At 72.6% G+C, this 21,928-nt stretch carries 20 protein-coding genes and 2 pseudogenes; 9 read left to right on the forward strand and 13 right to left on the reverse strand.

Translation table 11 applies throughout. The features are described from left to right. The first annotated feature begins 31 nt into the window (after positions 1-31). From IAG44_RS03360 to IAG44_RS03370, 3 genes are all read left to right on the forward strand, one after another. Positions 32-334: a hypothetical protein gene (locus tag IAG44_RS03360; RefSeq protein WP_187745644.1), complete on the forward strand. Its 303-nt coding sequence runs from the start codon at positions 32-34 to the stop codon at positions 332-334. 74 nt (positions 335-408) lie between these two features. Further along, positions 409-729 carry an ArsR/SmtB family transcription factor gene (locus IAG44_RS03365; protein ID WP_187745645.1) on the forward strand — a complete coding sequence of 107 codons (321 nt, stop codon included), beginning with the start codon at positions 409-411 and terminating at the stop codon, positions 727-729. Between the two features lie 132 nt (positions 730-861). Continuing rightward, positions 862-1,650, forward strand: a complete 789-nt coding sequence (locus IAG44_RS03370; protein WP_187745646.1) for a carbonic anhydrase — start codon at positions 862-864, stop codon at positions 1,648-1,650. A gap of 22 nt (positions 1,651-1,672) precedes the next feature. Here the strand turns inward: IAG44_RS03370 and IAG44_RS03375 are convergent, their stop codons facing one another. The 8 genes and pseudogenes from IAG44_RS03375 to IAG44_RS44180 all read right to left on the reverse strand — a co-directional run. Continuing rightward, positions 1,673-2,032: a putative quinol monooxygenase gene (locus tag IAG44_RS03375; RefSeq protein WP_187745647.1), complete on the reverse strand. Its 360-nt coding sequence runs from the start codon at positions 2,030-2,032 to the stop codon at positions 1,673-1,675. Beyond that, positions 2,029-3,177, reverse strand: coding sequence for a ferritin-like domain-containing protein (locus tag IAG44_RS03380; RefSeq protein WP_187745648.1), 1,149 nt, complete (start codon positions 3,175-3,177; stop codon positions 2,029-2,031). The genes IAG44_RS03375 and IAG44_RS03380 overlap by 4 nt, the downstream gene beginning before the upstream one ends. Further along, a complete protein-coding gene (locus IAG44_RS03385) occupies positions 3,174-5,144 on the reverse strand; it encodes a GMC family oxidoreductase (protein ID WP_187745649.1) in 1,971 nt (656 codons plus the stop codon). The genes IAG44_RS03380 and IAG44_RS03385 overlap by 4 nt, the downstream gene beginning before the upstream one ends. 23 nt (positions 5,145-5,167) lie before the next feature. Then, positions 5,168-5,650, reverse strand: a complete 483-nt coding sequence (locus IAG44_RS03390; RefSeq protein WP_187745650.1) for a hypothetical protein — start codon at positions 5,648-5,650, stop codon at positions 5,168-5,170. 18 nt (positions 5,651-5,668) lie between these two features. Beyond that, the gene (locus IAG44_RS03395; protein ID WP_187745651.1) at positions 5,669-7,135 is read right to left on the reverse strand and encodes an FAD-binding oxidoreductase; all 1,467 of its coding nucleotides are present in this window, start codon (positions 7,133-7,135) and stop codon (positions 5,669-5,671) included. 2 nt (positions 7,136-7,137) lie between these two features. Continuing rightward, the gene (locus IAG44_RS03400; protein ID WP_187745652.1) at positions 7,138-8,748 is read right to left on the reverse strand and encodes a Dyp-type peroxidase; all 1,611 of its coding nucleotides are present in this window, start codon (positions 8,746-8,748) and stop codon (positions 7,138-7,140) included. Between the two features lie 137 nt (positions 8,749-8,885). Then, a complete protein-coding gene (locus tag IAG44_RS43185) occupies positions 8,886-9,653 on the reverse strand; it encodes an MmyB family transcriptional regulator (protein ID WP_246561405.1) in 768 nt (255 codons plus the stop codon). A 197-nt stretch (positions 9,654-9,850) separates the two neighbouring features. Further along, positions 9,851-10,249, reverse strand: a pseudogene (locus tag IAG44_RS44180) (amidase family protein); the annotation flags it as partial. Between the two features lie 95 nt (positions 10,250-10,344). Between IAG44_RS44180 and IAG44_RS03415 the strand changes: the two are divergent. Next, on the forward strand, positions 10,345-11,487 hold the full coding sequence (locus IAG44_RS03415; protein WP_187745653.1) for a hypothetical protein: 1,143 nt from the start codon (positions 10,345-10,347) through the stop codon (positions 11,485-11,487). 1 nt (position 11,488) lies between these two features. On the opposite strand, the gene IAG44_RS03420 is transcribed toward IAG44_RS03415, so the two are convergent. The 3 genes and pseudogenes from IAG44_RS03420 to IAG44_RS03430 form a co-directional block, all read right to left on the reverse strand. Continuing rightward, the gene (locus IAG44_RS03420; RefSeq protein WP_187745654.1) at positions 11,489-12,973 is read right to left on the reverse strand and encodes a protein kinase domain-containing protein; all 1,485 of its coding nucleotides are present in this window, start codon (positions 12,971-12,973) and stop codon (positions 11,489-11,491) included. After that, a complete protein-coding gene (locus IAG44_RS03425; protein ID WP_187745655.1) occupies positions 12,970-13,731 on the reverse strand; it encodes a serine/threonine protein kinase in 762 nt (253 codons plus the stop codon). The genes IAG44_RS03420 and IAG44_RS03425 overlap by 4 nt, the downstream gene beginning before the upstream one ends. Before the next feature lie 124 nt (positions 13,732-13,855). Continuing rightward, positions 13,856-15,770, reverse strand: a pseudogene (locus IAG44_RS03430) (protein-arginine deiminase domain-containing protein). An 87-nt stretch (positions 15,771-15,857) separates the two neighbouring features. Between IAG44_RS03430 and IAG44_RS03435 the strand changes: the two are divergent. After that, entirely contained in the window at positions 15,858-16,076 is a 219-nt protein-coding gene (locus IAG44_RS03435; RefSeq protein ID WP_187745656.1) for a hypothetical protein, read from the forward strand. A gap of 58 nt (positions 16,077-16,134) precedes the next feature. Here the strand turns inward: IAG44_RS03435 and IAG44_RS03440 are convergent, their stop codons facing one another. After that, complete coding sequence (locus tag IAG44_RS03440; protein ID WP_187745657.1) at positions 16,135-17,076, reverse strand: cation diffusion facilitator family transporter; 942 nt, start codon at positions 17,074-17,076, stop codon at positions 16,135-16,137. 76 nt (positions 17,077-17,152) lie between these two features. On the opposite strand from IAG44_RS03440, the gene IAG44_RS03445 reads away from it, so the two are divergent. From IAG44_RS03445 to IAG44_RS03460, 4 genes are all read left to right on the forward strand, one after another. Continuing rightward, the gene (locus IAG44_RS03445; RefSeq protein WP_187745658.1) at positions 17,153-17,548 is read left to right on the forward strand and encodes a hypothetical protein; all 396 of its coding nucleotides are present in this window, start codon (positions 17,153-17,155) and stop codon (positions 17,546-17,548) included. A gap of 85 nt (positions 17,549-17,633) precedes the next feature. Continuing rightward, the gene (locus tag IAG44_RS03450; RefSeq protein WP_246561407.1) at positions 17,634-18,938 is read left to right on the forward strand and encodes a PLP-dependent cysteine synthase family protein; all 1,305 of its coding nucleotides are present in this window, start codon (positions 17,634-17,636) and stop codon (positions 18,936-18,938) included. Beyond that, positions 18,935-20,170: an MFS transporter gene (locus IAG44_RS03455; RefSeq protein ID WP_187745659.1), complete on the forward strand. Its 1,236-nt coding sequence runs from the start codon at positions 18,935-18,937 to the stop codon at positions 20,168-20,170. Before IAG44_RS03450 ends, IAG44_RS03455 begins: the two co-directional genes overlap by 4 nt. Positions 20,171-20,197: 27 nt before the next feature. Further along, positions 20,198-20,971: a crotonase/enoyl-CoA hydratase family protein gene (locus IAG44_RS03460; RefSeq protein ID WP_187745660.1), complete on the forward strand. Its 774-nt coding sequence runs from the start codon at positions 20,198-20,200 to the stop codon at positions 20,969-20,971. A gap of 99 nt (positions 20,972-21,070) precedes the next feature. On the opposite strand, the gene IAG44_RS03465 is transcribed toward IAG44_RS03460, so the two are convergent. Further along, positions 21,071-21,907, reverse strand: a complete 837-nt coding sequence (locus tag IAG44_RS03465; RefSeq protein ID WP_246561409.1) for a phosphotransferase — start codon at positions 21,905-21,907, stop codon at positions 21,071-21,073. Between the last annotated feature and the right edge of the window lie 21 nt (positions 21,908-21,928).

The raw sequence follows: 21,928 nt of genomic DNA on the forward strand, positions 1-21,928 counted from the left end.
CGGCACCCGATCCCCTTTCCAGGAGCACCACATGACCACCGTCGCCGAACACCGCACCCACGACAGCCACACGCACACCCACGGCGAGGGCTGCGGCCACACCGCCATCCCGCACGGCGACCACACGGACTACGCGCACGACGGCCACCTGCACCGGGTCCACGAGGACCACACCGACGAGTGCGCCGCGACCGGCCACGCCACCCACGAGGGCCACGACCACACGCACGGCGAGGGCTGCGGCCACGTCGCCGTCCCGCACGAGGACCACGTCGACTACGTGCACGACGGCCACCGGCACGCGTCCCACGACGGCCACTGGGACGACCACTGAGCCGGCAGCCCCGTCGATCACCGAGTCGATCACTGGGCTGACCTGGGACGGTTGCCAGATGCTAACGTGCGCATATGGCAACCGTTCCCACCTCGCAGCCGCCCGCGCCGGACGAACCGCTCCGCGAACTGCAGGCGGCCAGCGAGTTGCTGAAGGCGCTGGCCTCCCCCGTGCGCGTCGGCATCGTGCGCGAGCTGGCGCGGGGCGGGAAGTACGTCCATGAACTGGTCGCGGTGCTCGGCGTGAGCCAGCCGCTCGTGTCGCAGCACCTGCGGGTGCTGCGCAACTCGCGGATCGTGACGACGCAGCGCCAGGCCCGCGAGATCCAGTACTTCCTGACGGACGAACACGTCGCGCACATCGTGCTGGACGCGATCCGGCACGCGCAGGAGTAGCGCGAGCCCCGGCCGCCGGGCGGATTTTGACGGTCGCTTCCTCTGTGCTGGACGAACGCTGGACGGGCGTTAACCGGCCTCCCGAGAGGGTGAGTTCACCACTCCACTCAAGGGACATCGAGGGGCTGACTCATGAACGACGCCGTCCGGCCGCAGCGCAGGGCCGTCCTCGCCGGAGGGCTCGCGGTGGCCACCACCGCCGTCCTCGCCGGCTGTTCGTCGACGGACGGATCCGGACCGGCCAAGGCGGTGAGCGCCGGTACGCCGTCGCCCGCCGCCTCCCCGAACGCCGCTCCCCCGGCCGCCCGGCCCGCCACCGCGCGGGCCGCCTACGCGCGGCTGCTGGAGGGCAACGAGCGCTGGGTGAAGGGGACGCCCCAACACCCCGACCAGAACCCGGCCAGGCGCGCGGCCCTCGCCCCCGAGCAGAAGCCGTACGGTGTGGTCGTCTCGTGCATCGACTCGCGGGTCCCGCCGGAGCTGGTCTTCGACACCGGGATCGGCGACCTGTTCGTGATACGCACCGGCGGGCAGGTCGTGCAGCCGGTGGTCGCCGGGTCCGCCGAGTACGGGCCCCTCACCGCGGGCTCCCCGCTCATCGTCGTGCTCGGGCACCAGAACTGCGGTGCGATCAAGGCGGCGTACAAGGAGCTGAAGAGCGGCGGACGGCTGCCGGGCGACCTCCAGTCGATCGTCGAGGCCCTGCGCCCGGCGTACCGGGAGATCGCCAAGGTCAAGCACGCCGATCCGGTGGACGCGATGATCCGCGCCCACGCGAACCGCACCGCCGCCGACCTGCGCTCCAGCGACGTCCTCGCCCCGCTGGTGAAGAAGGGCGAGCTGACCGTGGTCAGCGCCTACTACTCGCTCGACACCGGCCGGGTGGAGACGCTGGCGGGGGCGCCGTCCGGAGTGCGGTGAACGACCCTCCCGCACCCCGGCGTCAGCAGCCGCCGATCGCCTCCCCCCGCACGAACCCGCTGAAGCGGTCCGCGAACTCGGCGCTGACGTACAGCTTCCCGCCGTTTCGCACGAACAGGTGCAGGTGCCGGGCGAGCCAGTCCTGGAAGAGCTTGCCGTCGCGGTGGGCGTCGAAGGCCGCGCGGTCCTTCCAGGCGCCGAGGAAGATCAGCTCGTTCGGGGTGGGCGGCGGGAGGGAGCCGTCGACGACGGCGGTGTGCAGGCAGTACATGTAGGTGTCCGGCTCACCGTTCCTCACCAGTTCGACGAGGTCCTTGAGCGCGGCGACGGCCTCCTCCCGCTTGCCTTCGACGTGCCACCACTTGGTGACGATGGAGATCATGACGAGGCTCCCTTCGGCGTCGGGGTGTAGTGGAACCGGGGGCAGAGCCGGCGGGCGGGGTGGGCCGGGTCCGGGGTGCGCATCAGGGCGACGGCCTTGTCCTTGAGGGCCTTCATGCCGTGGACGGCCAGCAGGAGCGGGTCGGCGTCGCGTTCGCCGCCGGGGGCGAGCCTGTCCTTGACCTTCCGGGTCCGGCCGGCGAAGGCGAGGTAGAGGTCGTCGACGAGCCGGGAGTAGGTGCGGTCGAACTGGTCGAGGGCCAGGTCCTCGGGGCTGTGCGGGGCGCCGGCGCGCTTGACGTGGAACGCCGGGTGGACGGCGTCGTAGTCGATCGGCACCAGGGAGCCGCGCGGAATCTCGTCGGCGGTCTGGTCGCTGCGGAAGCGGCGTCCGGTCTGGAGTTCGCGGAAGCGGGCGTAGTGCGAGTACATCTGCCAGCCGTTGTTGAGGCGGTCCTCGGTGGTGACCTTCTTGGCCTGGCGGCGCGTGTACTGCTCCGGCATGCCCTCGCCCTCGTCCACGATCATGTGGATCGCGGCGAGCGCGCTCGCCCGGTCGACGACCTGGATCGCGCGGCCGGCGCCCCCGTAGTAGTGGGTGGCCGCGACCTGGTTGCCGTGGGTGAAGTCGGCGTCCTGGCAGATCCCCGCCGCCGCGCCGAGCGCGGCGGCGACGGCCTCGTAGAACTCGCCGATGGTGGCGTACCTGCCCTCGACGCGCTGGAGTTCGTCCAGGGACTTCGCGCCGTGGTAAGGCGACTCGATCCTTACGAAGCTCTCCACGGCGGCGGGGGTGAAGGGCTGGAGGGTGAGCGTGCCGATGCCGGAGACGAGGGCGCTGTCGAGGGGGTACTCGGGGACCGGGTGGATGTTCTTGGCGGTGCGGAAGGTGACCGGCTCGGTGCTGGGTCTCTCGCCGAGCGCGTTGAGGACGTTCGCGGCGAGCGTCATGTGCAGCATCTCCTCCATGACGACGCTGCGGATGGTCTGGACCGCCTCGGTGTTGGTGCCGTCCTTGATGGAGTAGAGGGCGGTGAGGTAGACGGGGATGGTGCTGAGTTCCAGGCCGATGGCGAGCTGGAGGGCGGCCTTCAGCTCGGTCAGGTTCTTCAGGGGGGCCGGTTTGCCGGTGGGCGGGGTGCTCACGTGAACAGCTCCTCGGCGATCTTGTCACCCGTGTGCAGCGCCAGGGCGGTCATGGTGAGGGTGGGGTTGGAGGTGCCGAGCGTCGGCATGCTGCCGCAGCCGACGACGTACAGGTTGGGCAGGTCGTGGCTGCGCTGGTACTTGTCGACGACGGAGGTCTTCGGGTCGTTGCCCATGCGGTGGGTGCCGACGACGTGGCCGGCGCCGGCGACCCAGTAGGTGACGCCGTCGTACTCGACCTCCATGGGGTTGTCGGTGTCGTAGTGGCTGTAGTCGCCGGTCTCGTACGTGGGCCGCTTCACCTTCCGGGTCATGCCGAGCCTGGCGAAGAGCTGCCGGTTCGCCTCGGCTGCCCAGGGCAGGGCGGCCCGGACGTACTCGGAGAGGTCGTAGTGGATGACGGGGCGGTGTTTGCCGAGCGCGTCGCGGTAGGTGTCGTCGATGGTGACGCGGTTGCGTTCCTCGGGGTCCTGTTCCAGCTCCCAGGCGATGCGGAACTGCCGGGGCACGATCTCGCCGATCCGCTTGCGCAGCGCGGCGCCGTACAGCGCGGGGCGTTCGCTGCCGACGAGGTCGATGACGGTGTCGTAGGGGGCGTTCTCGGGGAAGTTCCAGCCCCAGTTGCCGATCTCGACGCGGAAGGCGGTGCGTTCCCCGCGGAAGGTGCCGTCACGGAAGGCGGGGATGCCGGAGGTGGAGCCGGGGCCCCGGTAGGCGCCGACGTTGTCGGGGAGCAGGCCCCAGGTGAGCAGCAGGGGGTGGTCCATGAGGTTGCGGCCGACCTGTTTGCTCCGGTTGGCGGCCTTGGAGGCGAGGAGCAGGGTGGCGTTCTCGATGGCGTTGGCGGCGAGGACGTAGGTGCGGGCGGTGACGGTGTGGTCGGTGGGCGGTGCGCCGTCCTGGTAGGTGCGGTACTTGATGCCGGTGACCTCGGCGCCTTGCCCCGTGGTGTGGACGACCTCCATGGCGACGGACTGGCTGCGGATGGTGACGCGGGCGCGTTCCTCCTCGTCGGGCCGCAGCTTCTCGGGGTACTTGACGATCAGCTCGTACAGGGTCTTGAGCGCGTTGTACTTGGCCTGGACGGGGCAGATCGGGATGCAGCTGGAGTTGCCCTCGCAGCGCTGGCCGCGTTCGGCGTTCCCGGCGGCGCCGGTGATCCTGTAGTCGGGGGTGGTGGGCGTGGAGTTGCGGGCGACGGGGGTGTTGCTGATCTTGACCGGGAAGGTGTGCGTGGGCTTTTTCAGGTCGGGCAGCTTGATCTTCAGGTCGCCGATGGTGTGGCTGATGTACCGGTCGAGGTAACTGGAGGGGATCTCCGCCATCGGGAAGCTGTAGACGCCGTTCTTGAACTTGTCGGTGTTCGCGCTCTTGAAGTACGTCTTCGGGTCGTCGCCGATGCCCGGGTAGTACTGGTGGGCGACGTCCGCCGCGACGCCGAGGATGTCCCACTCGGCGCGCTCGTAGTACGGCTTGAGGTCGTCGTAGGTGAGCGGCCAGTCGACGGCCCGCTGGTAGACGGTGCGCATCCGGAAGTCGTTGGGCAGCATGCGCAGGCAGGTGCCGAGCCAGTGCAGGGTGGTGCCGCCGAGCGAGCGGGCGTAGTCGCTGCCGAAGGGCAGGGGGCCCTTCTGGACGAAGTAGCCCTGGGCGCTGGTGACCGTGTTGCCCTGCGCGTCCTTGAGCGGCCGGATGTCGAGGACGTCCGGCTGGGGCGCGGAACTGCTCGCCGGGTAGGGGGAGTTGGGGACCTTGAGGAGGGCTTCGTGGTACGCCTCGACGTAGGTGTCGTACTTGTCGGCGCTGAGCGCCGTGGCGCGGCCGGCCTCCAGGATCAGGATCCTCGGGTGCTCGTCGTCCGCCGCGCACTTCTCGATGACGGTCTTGGCGACGACGGCGCCCGAGATGCCGCCGCCGACGATGACGAGGTCGTAGTCGGGCTCGGTGGTCTCGGCGGGGTCGGTCATGGTTCCACCTCGGGTTCTCGGGGTCACAGGGGCAGGGCCGGGGGTTCGCCCCAGGAGCCGAAGCCCGGGGGTTTGGCGCCCATGGGGTGCGCTCCGGCGGCGACCCACACCAGGCCCTCGCGGTGGCTCTGGCCGGAGACGACGTGTTCGACGTCGTCGGCGGTCGAGCCGAAGCGGTCGCGGTAACCGGCGGGCAGGGGGTACCAGCGGCCGAGGTACCAGAGTTTGACCAGGGCGGCGGCGACCGGTCCGAAGCGGTCGCTGTCGACGATGGCCTCCTTGAACGCCTCGCCGGCGCCGGGGGTGGTCTCGCCGTCCTCGGTGAGGGCGTCGTCCGCGTAGCGCAGGAACTGGCCGGCCTCGCGTTCGCCGATCATCCGCAGGAGGGTCGCGTAGTAGGTGTCGATCATGCCGGTGCCGGCGAGTTCCGCGCGGTCGAAGCCGGTGAGTTCGACGGAGAGGTCGGTGAAGATGTTCTTGGGGGTGCGGGGGGTGTCGTTGCCCATGCGGGTGCTCCCGTGGGGTCAGAGGAGGGTGCGGTTGAGGGGGCTGAGGTCGAGGGGTGCGGACAGGTCGGGTTCGAAGGCGGAGTCGACGGACTGCTGGAACGTGAAGAAGCCCTCGGGGTCGGCGGCCTTCTTGATCCGCCGCAGCTCGGCCAGGTTCCGCTCGCCGTAGTAGGCGGTGGCCCACTTCTCCTGGAGGGGGTCGATGTAGTTGACGTAGGCGCCCTGGAAGTCGTCCTTCATCGCCTCGCCGAGGCGGACGGCCCACTCGACGTTGGCGCGGGTGTCGGCGGGGTCGGCCCAGATGGCCTTGACCTCGAAGACGTACCGCTTGTCGCGGTGCGGGTAGGGGCCCTGGCCCGCGAGTGCCGGGTCGGCGACCTTGCCCCGGCCGTGCGTCCACACGGCGAAGGTGTCGGTCGAGGGCGCGGTGGCCATCGCGTCCCGGAGGGTCCTGATCATCCCCGGGGTCCAGCCCTGCTGGTCGCCGATCATGCCGGAGCGGATGTACGCCAGCCGGTCGCCGACGAGGGTGGAGCGGCCGATGGCCATCTCCAGCCTGGGCAGCGGCATCGAGTGCAGGCGGACGTCGAGGGGGTTCAGCTTCAGCATCGGCGCGAGCAGCGCGGCGCCCTCGGCGTAGGGGCCGTTGTGGACCGGCGTGATGCGGAACACCGGGATCCTGCGGGTGGGTTCGGCGGGGTCGGGGTCGTGGCCGACATAGCCGTAGGCGGCCATCTGCGGCGGGAGTTTCGCCGCCCACGCGTCGTAGGCGGCGATGACCTCCTCGGCGCGCTCCAGGCGGTAGGAGAGGGCGCCGCCGAGGACGGTGTCGGCGGGCGGTTTGTGCAGTCGCAGGGTCATCTCGACGGCGACGCCGAAGTTCCCCCCGCCGCCGCCCCGGCACGCCCAGAACAGGTCCCGGTCCTCCTTCGCGGCGGCGTCGGCGGTGAGCGTGCGCAGGGTGCCCGAGGCGTCGACCAGCTTGATCATGGTGACGTTGTCGCTGCCGAGGCCGTAGGAGCGGGAGACGAAGCTGTAGCCGCCGCCCAGCAGGAAGCCGGGCAGCCCCACGGTGAGGCAGCCCCCGCCGACCGGGATCAGCCCGTCGCCGGCGCGGTCGGCGTACCCGTACACGTCGTTCCACAGGGCGCCCATCTGGACGGTGAGCTGTCGCGCCTCCTTGTGCGGGGTGATCGTCCGCATCAGGCCGAGGTCGAGGACGATGCCGCCCCGGTTGAGGCAGTACCCGGCGGCGCTGTGGCCGCCGCCGCGCACCGTCAGGGGGCGTTCGGTGTCTTTGGCGAACGCGAGGGCGAGGGCGACGTCGGCGGTGGAGTTCGCGCGGATCACGAGGGCCGGGGGTGTGCGGGTGCGGCCGTTGTCGATGGCGACCGTCCTCGCGTACTCGGCGCTGCCGGGTTCACAGACGTAGCCGCTGAGCCTGCGGGCCAGCTTGTCGACGGCGGTGCGGAAGCCGGGCACGGTCACTTCTCCTCCGCGGTGCCGAACGCGGTGAGCGCGCTCAGGCTCGGGACGAAGAAGTACTCGCCGCCGCGCATGGTCACCCACTGGCCGACGGCCTGCGTGAAGGTGTGGCTCATCGGCGTCGGGAAGTGCGGGGGCTCCGGCTGCGGCTTGGCGAAGTCGAGCTGGTTGTGGGAGGCGTAGATCTTGGGCCAGGGCTGCGGGACCTGCGTGGGCGGCGGGGTCCGTCGGGGCAGGGTGCCGATCACCGGGTCGAGGCCGCTGCCGGGGACGAGGAAGTCCTGGTAGTTCGCCCAGGCCGCCTGGATGAACTCGAACTGGTCGGGGATGCTGCTCTGCGCGCACAGGAACAGCAGGCCGACCTTGCCGTCCTCCGGCTTCGGGTCCAGGGTCACCTTGCCGTAGCTGATGCCCCGGCGGACGATCCGGTTGGCGCGCTCCTGGGTGAGCGGCACCCCGAACTGGCGCTGTTTGTCGCCGCGCGGGTTGGTCTTGCGGATGTGCGCCTGGAAGGGGCAGCGGACGGCGTCGACGTCCTCGTCGTAGGCGAAGTTGTTCGGCTCGGCGCCGAGTCCGGCCGTGTCGCGCTCCAGGACCGGGGTGCCGTCCTGGAAGCGGCCCACCATGTAGGCGCCGGCGAGGGCGACGTCGTGCGGGGTGGCCGGGGGTGTCGTGGGGTGGGCGTGCTGGGCGATCTTCGCGGCGAGGGCCTTCTCGCCGGCGCGGAAGGCGGGGACGTCCTGCTCCAGCTTGCGGTACACGAAGTAGGAGCCGTAGGCGGTGGACCTGTCGCCGCCGGGGTCCTTGAGGAGGACCAGGTCGAGGGGGGCGCTGGGGTCGTAGCGGTCGATGCCGCCCTGGCGGGTGCGGGCGCGGTCGATGTCGTCGGCGAAGAAGAGGGGCTGGCTGATGCCGTCGACGAAGCCGAAGTGCTCACGTACGGGGGCCTGGGCGTTCCACTGGCCGGACGCGTCCAGGCGCATCGCGGCGCCGGTCTCCTCGTGGAGGTGGGCGGCGATGTCCTTGAGGTCGTTCCTGAGCCGCTTGAGGAGCGGGTCGAGGCGGTTGGTGGCGTGGTCGTCTGCGGCGACGAGCAGGACGTGCAGGGTGTTGCGGAAGCCCGGCTCCCACTGGTCGTCCTTCGGGTCGTTGAGGAACCCCGCGCGCTGTTTGGCGCCGGCGAGGAAGGACGGGTCGTCGGGGGTGGCGTCCGGGCCGAGTCCCAGGTCGCGGTAGCAGGCGGCGGAGAGCATCACGCCGACGAAGACCTTGCTCGCGTCCTCGACCGCTTGCTGTGCTCCGGCGGGGTTCGCCTCGGTGGCCGCCAGCGTCGCCCGGTAGGCCCGCGCTTCCTCCCGCTGCCGGTGGGCGGAGGTGACGAGCTTCGAGGTGACCAGTCCGGCGAGCCACTGTCTGGCCTTCTTCCGGTCGGCCGCGTCGGCCGTCTTGAAGGTGACGAACAGGTGGCGGCTGTGGTCGCGGCCGTGGCTCTTGAGGATGTTGCCCTGGAGGTCCTTCAGCACCGCCACCAAGGCGGCCTGGGTGTTGCGGGTCGGCGGGATCTCCGGGAGGTCCGGATTGATGGCGGTCTGTTTGAGGTCGATGGCCATGCCGCCCTTACTGTCCGCGACGACCCGTGACTAATCTTGGCCAGCTCCTCGCCCTCCGCATCCGCCATGGGTGAGGAGAAACGTCGCGAACTGCACGGATGTGCGATGCCGCGGGGGGCCTGCGAGGCACGGGAACATCACTCGTTCGGTGTCGTGTGCCGAGGCTCAAACGCGCCGTGCGGGTGATGCCCGGTGAACACCTGAACGGGCGGCCGACCGGACCTCGCACAGGCGTGCGGCAGCCGGTCAGGCTGAGGAGGGGGGCGGTCGGTCGCCCAGGAGGCGAGCAGGCGCAGGCTGTCGTGAGTGGGGGTGCCGGCCTCGGCGGTCCAGACGATGATCTGGAGGTCCGGGTCGGCGGCCCAGGTGACGGCGTTCCAGTCGAGGTGCAGGTCACCGGCGACGGGGTGGCGCAGGTGCTTGGTGCCGGTGTCGCGGACGGCGACGTCGTGGGCGTCCCACCAGGCGAGGAACTGCTCGTCGCGGGCGGAGAGTTCGCGTTCCACGCGACGATCTCGGTACGCGGGCCGATCACGAACGCCGGGGTGTGCGCCATGTCGTCGATCATCCGCTGCGGTTGCGGCCGCGCCTCGCTCCTCGGCCGACTGCGCCGGGGCGGACGGAGGTGAACACGGCCATGGGTAGGTGTTGCGGACCGCGCGCAGGGGGTCGTCCTCGGTGCCGGCGCGCCACTCGCCGATGAGGGGCGGGAGGCAGGCCATGGTGGGCGTGACGAGGATGTCGAAGTTCGCGAGGAAGCCCTCGACGATGCGCCGGGACAGCTCCTGGGTGCGGCCCGGCCCTTCCGTGAACGCCCAGGAGTCGACGGCCCGTGCCGCCTCGCGCAGGGCGCGGTCGTGCGGTTCGACGCGGTCGGGGTCGGTGAGGCGCCGCCGACGTTCCACAGGGTCGTGAACGCCGTGACGAGGCCGTCGGCCGGCGGCAGCGGGAGCGGGGTGTCGACGAGGTGGTGGCCGGCCGCTTCGAGGGCCCGCAGGACGGTGTGGACGGCTTCGACGCGCGCCGGAGGCCGACGAGGCCGGTGCAGGAGGCGGGGATGCGGATCGAGCCGCCGCCGCCCTCGGCGTGGGCGAGCGGCGACGGCGACGGCTGCCCCGCTGGACGAGCCGCCGGGTGTGCGGTCCGGGTCCCAGGGGTTGCGGGTGATGCCCAGGGTGTCGTTCTCGGTGACGGGCAGGCTGCCGAACTCGGAGGTGGTGGTCTTGCCGAGCGGCACGAACCCGGCCTCCTCCAGGCGCCGCACGACCGGGTCCGGCTCCTTGGCCGGGGTGCGCGCGGTGGCGGCGGAGCCGTAGGTGGTCGACGTCGACGCAGCCTTGAAGGGCAGCGGCACGCCGTGGAAGGGCGGGAGGTCGCCGGTGTGCGCGGCGCGGGCCGCGGCGGCGGTGCGGTGGCAGAAGGCGTTCAGGCGGGGGTGAACGGGTCGATCGGCGGACGGGTCACGGGTGTTCCTCTCCTGACGGGACCGCCCCTGACGCACCCTGACATCCGTCAGGACCGCGATCGGCGTGCGGGTTCCTAGGGTTCGTGGTGTCTTCGAGCACCGCCCCGATCGACCGACCGAAAGGCATGCCCATGCGCGGAATCCTCCGGGGCGCCACCGCGCTCGCCGGTGCCGCCGTCCTGACCGCCGCGCTGCTGGTGACGGGCGGCGCGGCGGGCACCGCGCGGGCGGACGCGGCGTCCGTCCAGGTGCCCGCCGGCGTCACCGCGGGCGTCGCCGTGTTCGACCGGCGGACCGGCGCCTACACCGAGCAGCTGAACGCGAGCGCCCGTTTCCGGTCCGCGTCGGTCGTCAAACTGCTGCTGGCGCTGGACTTCCTGTGGGACCGGGGCCCCGAGTACACCGTGCCCGCCGCCGACCGGGCACGGCTGGAGCCGATGCTGCGCGGCAGCGACGACAGCGCCGCCAACCACTACTGGTCGACGTACGGGGGTTCGGCGATCGTCACGCGCATGGTCGCCCGGCTCGGCCTGAGCGACACGGCGCCGCCGCCCGCCGGGTACGAGGGCTACTGGGGCTACACCGCCCTGTCGGCCCGCGACACGGTGACCGTCTACCGGTATCTCCTGGACCAGGCCCCGGCGCCCGTACGGGACTTCGTCATGGGCAACCTGCGCCAGTCGACGCGCTGCGCCTCCGACGGCTTCGACCAGCACTTCGGCATCGCCGGGGCGTTCGACAAGCCGTGGGCGGTGAAGCAGGGCTGGGCGGGGTCGTCGTTCCCGGAAGGCACGTGCGGCACCCAAAGCACGGCGAGCACGGCGAGCGTGTCCAAGACGGCCGCCGCCATGGACGTCGACCTGTCCCGGCCCGCGCTGCACAGCACGGGCACGGTCGGCGCCGGGGACCGGTCGATCGTCGCGGTGTTCACGCTGCACCCGGCGGGGACGTCGTACGGGAAGGCGTTCACGGACATCGGGCGGCTGACGCGCTCGCTGGACGTGCCGGGGGCGGCGCGGCCGGCGGGGTGGTGGTACGGCACGTGGAGCGAGCAGGTGAACGTGCGCCGCGACCCCTCCACCGCGAACGCGCCGATGACACGGCTCCCGGCCGGCGTGGAGGTGCTGATCGGCTGCCAGAAGCGGGGGCAGGAGGTGCGCGTGCCGCCGTACACGAACGACTGGTGGGCGTACCTCCCGCAGTACGGCGGCTGGATCAGCAACGTCTACGTCACCTCGCCCGACAACCGGATCCCGGATGTCAGGGAGTGCTGAGTCACCGCCCGTAGACGGCGAGTTGGCGGAGTACCTCGTCCACGTACGGCTGTACGCGGGCGGGGACTCCGCGCTCCTCGATGACGGTGCGGTCGCTGGTGCGCCAGCCGGCCGCGATCAGGGCGGGGAGGTCGGCGGCCGGCAGTCCGGCCTGTTTGAAGCGCTGGTCGAGCCAGCAGACGTACAGGCTCATCGTGGAGATGGCGTCGGGCGGCGACCAGTAGTCCTTGTCGCCGTCCCCGTCGCCGTCGACCGCCCAGGCGCGGAACACGGACGGCGTCCACATCGCGATGCCGTACTCGTCCCGGCGGGAGGCGCGCGGGTCGAAGCCGCTCTCCGTCTTCAGCATCGCGGCGAGCAGCGCGGGGGTGACCTCGGCGTCGGAGCAGTGTTGCGCGGCGTCGACGATGACGGGGCGCAGGGCCTGGGGGACGTCGGAGTCCTCGGCGATGTTCCCGGCGGGGGTGACGACGGCGGGGGTGACGGAGGCGGGGGTCCGTCGCGCCGGCCGCTCCTCACCACCGTCCCCTAGCAGCGTGAACCCCGTGGCGGCGAGGGCTCCGGCGAGCGTCACCGCCGCCACGGCCGGCAGCAGCGCGCGCCGGGCGCGTTTCTCGCCAGCGAGCGCCCGGACGCGGGCCTCGATGCTCGCGGCGGTGTGTTTCAGGCGGGCCGCGTGGTCCGGGGCGAGGCAGTCGGCGACGATGCGGCGCCAGTCCTCGTCGAGCCCGGCGTCCAGGCGCAGGGGGGCGGTGCCGCGCGCGTACGCCTGGGCGGCGAGCGAGCGGGCGCGGGCGGTGGCGCCGGGGAAGGGGTGCAGGCCGCCGGTGAGGACCTGGTGGGCGAGGACGCCGAACGCCCAGATGTCGGCGGTGGGGCGGACGACGGCCCCGTCGGCGCCGGTCCGCTGGGACCACCACTCGGGCGGGAGGTGGTCGAGGGTGCCGAGCGGGGGCATGTGGGCGTGGGTGCCGTCGAGTTCGGTGGCCAGCCCGAAGTCGGCGAGCCAGACCTCGCCGGAGGCGCCCAGCAGGACGTTGGCGGGTTTCAGGTCGCCGTGCACCCAGCCGGCGCCGTGCATGTGGGCGAGGCCGGCGATGACGCCGCGCAGGACGCGCACGGGGTCCGGGAGCCGGCCGTCCTCGTCCAGGCTCTGGCGCAGGCTGGTCTCGGCGCGGTCCATGACGAGGGCGATCGCGCCGTCCAGTTCGGGCAGGTGAGGGGCGTCGACGGTGCACACGGCGTGGGTGCGGATCAGGTGGGGGTGGTCGGCCTCGGTGCTGAAGCGGACCTCGCGGGCGACGAGTTCGCCGAGCGCGGCCCGCTGGCCGGGGCCGAGGGCGCCGGTCGGCAGGACCTTGACGGCGGCGGGGGTGCCGTCGGCGAGGGCGTGGGCCTCGTGGACGGTGCCCCAGCCGCCCGAGCCGATGACGCCGCCCAGCTCCCAGCCGTCGATGCGGAAGCCCTCGGGGAGGGGGGCGGTCATGCGCAGGCTCCCTTGCGGGACGGCAGCAGGGCGAGGTGTTCCTCGCGGACCAGGCCGAAGCGCAGGGCGAGGGAGGCGAGGCGGGCGCGTTTGGCGCCGGTGCCGCCGGGGTCGTCGCCGGTGTCCAGGCGCAGTTTCGCGAACGCCAGGTAGTCGATGTGGTAGTTGACGGCGGAGCGGGTCAGGCCCCGGCAGCTGTCCAGCGGGCGCAGCCGGTCCGCGATGTCCCCGGCGCCGGGGAGGGTGGTGTCGGCGGGGTCGCGCAGGCGGGGTTCGCACAGGGCGACGAGGACCAGGAAGTACTTCGCCGTCGCGTCCAGGGCGTACGGGTGGACGGTCAGCTCCCCGGCGCCGGGGGCCGACCGCTCGTCCAGGTAGGCGTGTTGCGGGGCGAACACCTTGAAGTCGGCGGTGCCGCCCAGGGCGGGCAGGACGACGCGGGAGAACTCGAAGGGGACGGGGGCGCCGAGGCGGCCGGGGGCGACGGTGATGTACTCGCCGGCGCCCTCCAGGTTCTCGACGACGTACGCGGTGTCCCTGCTGTAGTTCGACAGCCGCCAGTAGTCCTCGGCCGCCTCCAGCCTGCCCGCGCGCCGGGAGATCCCGGGGTCGGGCAGGGTGATCGGCATCGTTTTGCCGGGGGCGCCCCGGCCGAACTCCGCGATGTCCCCCGGTCCCATGCGCAGCAGGTGCGGTCTGCCCGTGCCCGCGGCGTCCGGCCGCGTCGGACCGGGCGGCTGGACGATGATCGTTTCCATGCCGGCTCTCCCCCGATGTGTTTCCCGTGAATCCTACGGAGCGTTCAGGTCCGCGCCGCCGCGCTGTCGTGTGCGATACGTGAAGGGATGCCGGGGCTCCGGCGAAGACGGCTGCCGGTCGCGGCTACCACCAGGCGCCGGAGGTGTCCCGCAGGGTGTTCGTCCCGCAGTGCACCTCGCCCATGCCGAGGTGGTACGTGTAGTAGTCGTCGATGTAGGAGACGGTCAGGCCCGCGCCCCGGTAGGCGGCGGTGACGGCCTCGGTGAAGAGGTCCTTGCCGGCGACGACCGGGCCCCACTGCTTGGGGGCGAGGTAGTGGGTGCGGGAGAGGACGACGCCGTTGACGGCGCCGGGGACGTAGGCGCTGGTCTGGACGGTCGGGGCCTTACCGGCGGCGTCCGCGAGGTACTTCTGCTGGCCGTGTTCCCGCAGGGCCTGGGTGAGGCCGGCGCCCACGCGGGTCAGGCGGGGGACGCTGAGGTCGCCGCTGGGCTGGGTCTCGCGGAGGTAGAGGGCGGGCACGCGGACCACCTCGGCGTCGGTGACGCCCGTCTCGCGCCTCAGGATCGCCAGGTTCGCGGCGACGCGTTCGGCGGCGAGCTGGTTGTCGGCGACGAGGTGGGGGTTGGCGAGGGCCTGGTCGATGGTCTCCTTCGGGGCCTGGGCGCCGGACACCTTGGGGACGGAGAACATCTTCGTGCGGCCGTGGCCCGCCCGCTGGGCCTCGCGCAGCAGGCGCAGGCCCGCGTCGGGGTCGGCGAGGCCGACGCGCCAGCCGCGCGGGGTGTCGGCGGGCAGGAACTGGACGAACTCGTCGACGTGGCCGACGCCGAGCCAGGACGTGTCCAGCAGCAGGGGGTTCTGTAGGCCCTGCGAGGCGAGGAGGGTGCGCATCGCCTGGGAAGGGCGGGCGCCGCTGTCCTTGCGCTCGCCCATGATGATGCGGCCCGCCGGGTAGGAGCGGCCGGCGTGCGTGTGGGGCGGGATCGTCTCCAGGTTGCCCATGGAGTTGAGGGACCAGTCGGGGACGGTGTCCGGGCGGGCGATCTCCACGACGCCGGTGTCCCGGCCGCGCAGCTTCTCGAAGAGTTCCCGGCCCGCCTCGCGGCCGGGCTGGGCCGAGCGGAGCATCACGCGCATCGCCTGCCGCTTGCCGCTTGCCGCCGGGGCCGGTCATGCTCACGTACGCCGGTTCCACGAAGTCCTGCGCCCACGGGTCGTTGTACGCGTCGAAGGTGACCAGCGGGGCCGTGATCCCGGCCTTCCTCACCTCGCCGGCCAGGTTCTTCACGAACTTCCGCTGCTCCTGGCCGTACAGGTCGTCATCGTCGTTCGTGATCCGCGTGACCATCACCTGCCGGGCGTTCTGGAGGTGGTGGTGCGTCAGGAGGGGGGCGACGCGCAGGGTGACCTCGTCGGTCGTCGAGCCGGCCGGCGAGGTGACCGTCAGCCGGACGACGGCCCGGCCGTCCCACTTCTTCGTGTCCCGGATGACGTCCGTGGCCTCGACGCCGAGTTCGACGCCGACGCGCAGGTCGGCGGCGAGCAGGCGGGTCCTCGGGGTGACGAGGGTCCACTCGCCGTCGCGCTTCAGGAAGAGGCGCGTGTGGGTGGCCCCCACGGTGACCGCCACCCGCCCCCGCACGTTCGGCTTCACCCCGGCCAGCGGCGCCGTCCGGATCCGCGCCAGGTCGGCGGCGTCCGCCTCGCCGTTCACCACCAGGTCCTTCGCGTCGTCGCACGCCGCGAGCCGCGCGTCGGACAACGGCTTCCCCCCGGGCCCGGCGACCGGACAACGTCTGGAGTCATCATCGATGTTGGGCAGGAACACGGCCCCCCTCCCGACGCTCCACCCGTCCTCCCCCGCCGCGTCCGTGTCCCCAGCGACATCCACCCGCCCGTCCCGGTTCACGTCCACCCGCAGGTCCGCCCGCGGCACCTGCCCCGCGGCCACCGCCGGCACCACCAGCACCGACCCCGCGGCGGCCAACGCCAGCACCAGCGAACCAGCCGGGTGTATACGCGTACGACAACGCACGGAATCTTCCTCTCAGTTGGGGGTGTCGCCCAACTAGAGGGGTGCGGGTGGCTGTGAGTTCCCTGTGAAGGACGGATTCTTGACGGGGTGAAGGGCAGTCCCGGCACGCTGTCGCGGGCCGGGCTGGACGCCTACCGGGTTCCCGGGCGGCCGGCCCTGCTCGGCGGGCGCTTCGAGGCGGACGCGGTGCCCGGCTGGGGCACCACCGTCACCGGGGCGTGGGCCCGGCGCGCCGGATCCCCCAGGACCAGCGTCATGTCTTCGGGTACGACCGCGCCCTCCACCGGCACATCGCCGTCCTCCTGAATCACGTGGCCCGCCTGCGTGCCGCCTGGGTGAGCCCGGCCCGCAGGATCACGGCGTCCTAGTGTTCGTGCGGTTCCGGGCGGTGAGCGGGGCCGTGGGTGGTGTCGCGGTGGGGGGTGTCGGGGGTGTGGTCGAGCTGGAGGGTGGTGTGGGTGAGGGTGTGGTGGTCGCGGAGGACGTGTTCGAGGTCGCGGCGGACGGCGTGGCAGTCGGCGTCGGGGGTGACGAGGACGTGGGCGGAGAGGGCGGGTTCGCCGGAGGTGATGGTCCACAGGTGGAGGTCGTGGATCTCGACGACGTCGGGCCGGGCGGCGAGTTCGTCGCCGATGGCGTCGGGGTCGAGGCCGGCGGGCGCCGCCTCCAGGAAGATCCGCCCGGAGTCGCGGACGAGCCCGTAACCGGCCCGGACCATGAGGGCGACGACGACGAGGGTGGCGATGGCGTCGGCGCGCGCGAACCCGGTGAGGACGACGACGAGCGCCGCCACGGCCGTCCCGATGAACGCGAACAGGTCGTTGAGGATGTGCTGGTAGGCGCCCTCGACGTTGAGCGAACTCCGGTTGGCCTTGGACAGGCACCAGGTGGCGGCGAGGTTGACGGCGATCCCGGCGAGGGCGGTGGCCAGCATCAGGCCGCCTTCGACGTCGGGCGGGTCGATCAGGCGCCGGATCGCCTCGTAGGCGAGCCAGGCGCCGAGCAGGAGCAGGGTGAGGCCGTTGGCCTGGGCGGACAGGATCTCGGCGCGTTTGAGGCCGTAGGTGAATCCGCCGCGCGCCGGCCGCGCCGACAGCCGCATCGCGAGGAGCGCGAGGACGATCGAGACGGCGTCGGTGAGCATGTGGGCGGCGTCGGAGAGCAGCGCGAGGGAGCGGGCGGCGATGCCCACGACGACCTCGGCGGCCATGAACACCGTGATCAGGGCGAGGGCGGTGCCCAGCCAGCGGCGGTCGGCGTCCGCCGTCACTCCGTGGGAGTGCCCCGCCGTGTCGTGCCGTTCCATGCCGCCCGCCTTCCACCCGACGCTTTTCGGCCACTCACAGAAACTTTACGTGCGCACACCGTTAAGGTTTGCGCCCATGCGAGCCGCGTCAGCCAGCCGAGGCGTCCGCTCCGTGCACAGGGCCGGAGCGGTGCTGGTGTTCGCGCTGGTCGTGCTCGTGCACGTCTTCGGCTGCGCGCACGGGCCCACGGCGGCGGAACACGTGCGCACGGACGCCCTGGCGCTGACCGCCCCCGCCGCCTGCGAACCCCCGCCCGGCCACCCGAAGGCCCCCTCGCACGGCACCGAGTCGCACTGCTGCACCGAGGACGCCCCGCTCCTCCAGTCGGCCCCCGACCACGGCACCGCCGTGACCACCGCGGCCCCCGCGGACCTGCCGGCCGCGCCCGCGCTCCCCCACCTCTCCGGCACCCCTCCCCCGCCCCTGTCGCCCGGCAACGACCGGGCCCGTCTCGGCGTGTGGCGGACCTGATCGGACCGGCGTCCGATCAGCTTCCGACCACCCTTCGACCCACGGCCGGCGCCCCCGCGCGCACCGGCCGCAGGAGAGACACGCCATGACACGCCACACCCCCCACTCGCCGACCCCCTCGCCCCACGCCCCGGCTCCCTCCCCGGCCCACGCCCCGGCTCCGTCTCCGGCCCACTCGGCCAACTCCCAGGCTCCGTCCCCGGCTTCTCCCCCGGCCCACGCCCCGGCTCCCTCCCCGGCCCACTCGGCCAACTCCCAGGCTCCGTCCCCGGCTTCTCCCCCGGCCCACGCCCCGGCTCCCTCCCCGGCCCGTCTGCTGGCCGACGCGAAGCATCCCCTGCACACCCCCGCCGGGCTCGTCGGCGACACCCCGGTCCTGTGGATCGGCGAGCCCTTCACCGCCCCCGGGCGCGGTTTCTGGGCGAAGCTGGAGGGTCACAACCCCGGCGGTATCAAGGACCGCACCGCCCTGTTCATGGTCGACGCGGCCCGCGAACGCGGACTGCTGCGCCCCGGCGCCCGCATCGTCGAGTCGACGTCGGGCACGCTCGGCCTCGGCCTGGTCCTGGCCGGCGCGACCTACGGCCACCCGGTCACCGTCGTCACCGACCCCGGTATGGAGCCCCTGATGACGGGCCTGCTCACGGCGTACGGCGCCGAGGTCGACCTCGTCACGGCCCCGCACCCGCGGGGCGGCTGGCAGGAGGCCCGGCGCGAGCGCGTCGAGGAACTGCTCGCCCGGCACCCCGGCGCCTGGTGCCCGGACCAGTACAACAACCCGGACAACGTGGCCGCGTACACCCCGCTCGCCCACGAACTCGTCGCCCAGCTCGGCCGGATCGACACGCTGGTGGTGTCCGTCGGCACCGGCGGCCACTCCGCCGGGATCGCGTCGGTGCTGCGCGGCTGGTTCCCGTGGCTGAGGGTCGTCGGCGTCGACACCACCGGTTCGACGATCTTCGGCCAGCCCGCCGCGACGCGTCTGATGCGCGGGCTCGGCTCCAGCATCTACCCGCGCAACGTCGCCTACGACCTGTTCGACGAGGTGCACTGGGTCGCCGCCCCCGAGGCGGTGTGGGCGGCGAGGCACCTGGCGCGCCACCACTACGCGACCGGCGGCTGGAGCGTCGGCGCGGTCGCGCTCGTCGCGCGCTGGCTGGCGCGGACCCTGCCCGCCGAGAACCGCGTCGCGGCGGTGTTCCCGGACGGGCCGCAGCGGTACGTCGGGACGGTCTTCGACGACGACTACTGCCGCCGCAACGACCTGCTGGGACGGGCCCCGGCGGACGATCCGGACGAGATCGCCGCGAGCCACGAGCGGGTCGTCACCCGCTGGACGCGCTGCACCCACGTCGTCGACCCCCTCGCGGTCGCCGGGGCCGCCCGATGAGGAACCTGTGGCGGCAGACCGCCTCCTTCCCGCCGGCCGTCCGGCTGCTGATGGTCAACCAGTTCGCGATCAACCTCGCGTTCTACATGCTCATGCCCTACCTCGCCGCCCATCTCTCGGACGGGCTCGGGCTCGCCGCCTGGGCCGTCGGGCTGGTGCTCGGGGTGCGGAACTTCTCGCAGCAGGGGATGTTCCTGATCGGCGGCACGATCGCCGACCGGTTCGGGTACAAGGTGCCGATCATGGCGGGGTGCCTGCTGCGGACGGTCGGCTTCGGGCTGCTCGGCTGGGTGGACAGCCTGCCCGCGCTGATCGCCGCGTCGGCCGCGACCGGGTTCGCGGGGGCGCTGTTCAACCCGGCGGTGCGCGCGTACCTCGCCGCCGAGGCGGGCGACCGTCGGGTGGACGCGTTCGCGGCGTTCAACGTGTACTACCAGGCGGGCATGCTGCTCGGGCCGCTGGTCGGACTCGCCCTGCTGGCCGCCGACTTCCGGCTCGTGTGCGCGCTCGCCGCCGCGATCTTCGCGGGGCTGAGCCTGCTCCAGTGGCGGGCGCTGCCGGTGCGGCGCGGGGGCACTTCGGACGAGCGGGAGAGCGTGCTGGCGCAGTGGCGGACCGTCGTCGCCAACCGGCCGTTCCTGCTCTTCTCGGCGGCGATGATCGGCTCGTACGTCCTGACGTTCCAGGTGTACCTGGCGCTGCCGCTCGCGGCGGACGACGCCCTCGGGGCGCGCGGGACGGCGGTCACCAGCGGGCTGTTCGTGGTGTCCGCCGCCGTCGCCGTCGTGGGGCAGTTGCGGCTCACCGGCTGGGCGAAGGGGCGGTGGCGGGCCGACGAGGCGCTGGTGCGGGGGCTCGCGGCGATGGGGGTCGCGTTCCTGCCGCTGGCGCTCGTGCCGCGCGGGGTGCCGTACGCGGTGCTCGTGGGGCTGGTCGCGGCGGTGGTGCTGCTCGCGGTGGGGTCGGCGATCGTCTACCCCTTCGAGATGGACACGGTCGTCGCGCTCTCCGGGAACCGGCTCGTCGCCACGCACTACGGGCTCTACAACACCGTCTCCGGACTCGGCATCACCCTCGGCAACCTCCTCACCGGGGCGCTGTGGGACTTCGCGCGCCGGCATGACGCGCTCTGGCTGACGTGGACGGCGCTCACCCTCACCGGCCTCGCCTGCGCGGCGTCGGTGGCGGCGCTGGCCCGCCGCGGGCGGCTCGCCCCGCCGGTCGCGGCGTAGCCTTCGCCCCTACGGAAGGGGCGGTCCATGACCACGTACGAGTCCATCCAGGTGGAGACCCGCGAACGGGTCACGACGGTGGTCATGGACCGCCCCGAGCGGCGCAACGCCGTCGACGGGCCGATGGCCGCCGAACTCGCGGACGCGTTCCGTGAGTTCGACGCGGATCCCGACGCCGACGTCGCTGTGCTCTGGGGCGCCGGGGGGCATTTCTGCGCCGGCGCGGACCTCAAGGCGGTCGGGACCGGGCGGGGCAACACGGTCGCCGTCGACGGGGACGGTCCCATGGGGCCCACGCGGCTCCGTCTGAGCAAGCCGGTCATCGCGGCCGTGGAGGGGTACGCCGTCGCGGGCGGCCTGGAACTCGCCCTCTGGTGCGACCTGCGGGTGGCCGCCTCCGACGCCGTCTTCGGCGTCTTCTGCCGGCGCTGGGGCGTCCCCCTCGTCGACGGCGGCACGGTCCGGCTGCCCCGGCTGATCGGCCTCAGCCGCGCCCTGGACATGATCCTCACCGGACGCCCCGTCCCCGCACCCGAAGCCGCCGCCTCCGGCCTCGCGAACCGCCTCGTCCCCCCGGGCACCACCCGCCCCGAAGCCGAATCCCTCGCCCGCCAACTCTCCGCCTTCCCCCAGACCTGCCTCCGCAACGACCGCTGGTCGGCCTACGAACAGGCCGGCCTACCGGAAGCCGAGGCCCTACACGCCGAGACCGAGGTGGGACTCGCGTCCCTGCGCGCGGACGGGGTGGCGGGGGCGGCGCGGTTCTCGGCGGGGGAAGGGCGGCACGGGGTGTTCGGGTGAGGGGGCGGCCGGTGCCGTGGCAAATCACGTCCCGGACCCGGTCCGCGCTGGTGAACGACACTTCGTCGATCTCGCGTACCCGCACCGCTCCGTCACCGATCAGCAGCCCGACCGATCCGTCCGGCCCACAGCAGGCCCTTCGCCGCCGACACGGCGCCGCAGCCACGCCGCCTCCGCGGGCGTCAGATTCGGGTCGTCCAGTCTCGCCCGGACCACCTCCCGCATCCGTCCCGCCGGGTCGGTCCGGCAGCCGCTGCGTATACCGCGCAGCAGCAGCCCTCGTGCGAGGCGGGTGGTGAGTCCCGGTACGTTCGCGCCGCCTACGGTCACCATGGTCATCGCCACGTCGGCAGCGGGATCGCCGGCGCCCGCGTTGCACCAGTCGATCACCACCGGGCCCCGCCCGGTCAGGATGACGTTGCCTGGGTGCAGGTCCAGATGCAGTACCCGGTCACCGTCTCCTGTGCTGAACCGCTTGGGCAGCCACTCCGGTGCCGGCAGTGCATGGAGTCGGTCGTGGAGGCGGCCCAGCTCCCGGCCGAGAGAACCGACCCGCCACGGGCGCCTGGCCAGCTCGTCCAGCATCGTCGGCCCGGCCAGCCGCTCGAGAACCATGTCGGTGTCGGTGATCTCGTACACCCGTGGCACCGGATACCCGCATGCCGCGAGGTGCGTCATCAAGCGTGACTCCAGACCGGTGGGCCCACCACGCCGGTATCGCCGCAGCACCCTGGACTCGTCCAGGGCATACACATCAGCATCACGGCCCTGCGCGATCAACTCCATGCGGTGCAGTGTGCATTGACGGCCCGGCCCCCGCCAACAGGGTGGGCCGGTGAGGGTGAGGAGGTGTTCGAGGGAGTGGGCCGTGGTGTATCCGATGCCGGCCGGTGCGGTGCGCGCCAGCGCCCCGGCCGTCAGCATGAGCGTCGGCACGAGAGCGCGACGAGGCCGTAG

Source organism: Streptomyces roseirectus (assembly GCF_014489635.1).
GTDB classification, from domain to species: domain Bacteria; phylum Actinomycetota; class Actinomycetes; order Streptomycetales; family Streptomycetaceae; genus Streptomyces; species Streptomyces roseirectus.

What these genes read in the sequence shown, in the direction of transcription:
- IAG44_RS03360 (WP_187745644.1), top strand. Translation starts at nt 32, where the DNA reads ATGACCACCGTCGCCGAACACCGCACCCACGACAGCCACACGCACACC.
- IAG44_RS03365 (WP_187745645.1), top strand. Translation starts at nt 409, where the DNA reads ATGGCAACCGTTCCCACCTCGCAGCCGCCCGCGCCGGACGAACCGCTC.
- IAG44_RS03370 (WP_187745646.1), top strand. Translation starts at nt 862, where the DNA reads ATGAACGACGCCGTCCGGCCGCAGCGCAGGGCCGTCCTCGCCGGAGGG.
- IAG44_RS03375 (WP_187745647.1), bottom strand. Translation starts at nt 2,032, where the DNA reads ATGATCTCCATCGTCACCAAGTGGTGGCACGTCGAAGGCAAGCGGGAG.
- IAG44_RS03385 (WP_187745649.1), bottom strand. Translation starts at nt 5,144, where the DNA reads ATGACCGACCCCGCCGAGACCACCGAGCCCGACTACGACCTCGTCATC.
- IAG44_RS03390 (WP_187745650.1), bottom strand. Translation starts at nt 5,650, where the DNA reads ATGGGCAACGACACCCCCCGCACCCCCAAGAACATCTTCACCGACCTC.
- IAG44_RS03400 (WP_187745652.1), bottom strand. Translation starts at nt 8,748, where the DNA reads ATGGCCATCGACCTCAAACAGACCGCCATCAATCCGGACCTCCCGGAG.
- IAG44_RS03415 (WP_187745653.1), top strand. Translation starts at nt 10,345, where the DNA reads ATGCGCGGAATCCTCCGGGGCGCCACCGCGCTCGCCGGTGCCGCCGTC.
- IAG44_RS03420 (WP_187745654.1), bottom strand. Translation starts at nt 12,973, where the DNA reads ATGACCGCCCCCCTCCCCGAGGGCTTCCGCATCGACGGCTGGGAGCTG.
- IAG44_RS03425 (WP_187745655.1), bottom strand. Translation starts at nt 13,731, where the DNA reads ATGGAAACGATCATCGTCCAGCCGCCCGGTCCGACGCGGCCGGACGCC.
- IAG44_RS03440 (WP_187745657.1), bottom strand. Translation starts at nt 17,076, where the DNA reads ATGGAACGGCACGACACGGCGGGGCACTCCCACGGAGTGACGGCGGAC.
- IAG44_RS03445 (WP_187745658.1), top strand. Translation starts at nt 17,153, where the DNA reads ATGCGAGCCGCGTCAGCCAGCCGAGGCGTCCGCTCCGTGCACAGGGCC.
- IAG44_RS03450 (WP_246561407.1), top strand. Translation starts at nt 17,634, where the DNA reads ATGACACGCCACACCCCCCACTCGCCGACCCCCTCGCCCCACGCCCCG.
- IAG44_RS03455 (WP_187745659.1), top strand. Translation starts at nt 18,935, where the DNA reads ATGAGGAACCTGTGGCGGCAGACCGCCTCCTTCCCGCCGGCCGTCCGG.
- IAG44_RS03460 (WP_187745660.1), top strand. Translation starts at nt 20,198, where the DNA reads ATGACCACGTACGAGTCCATCCAGGTGGAGACCCGCGAACGGGTCACG.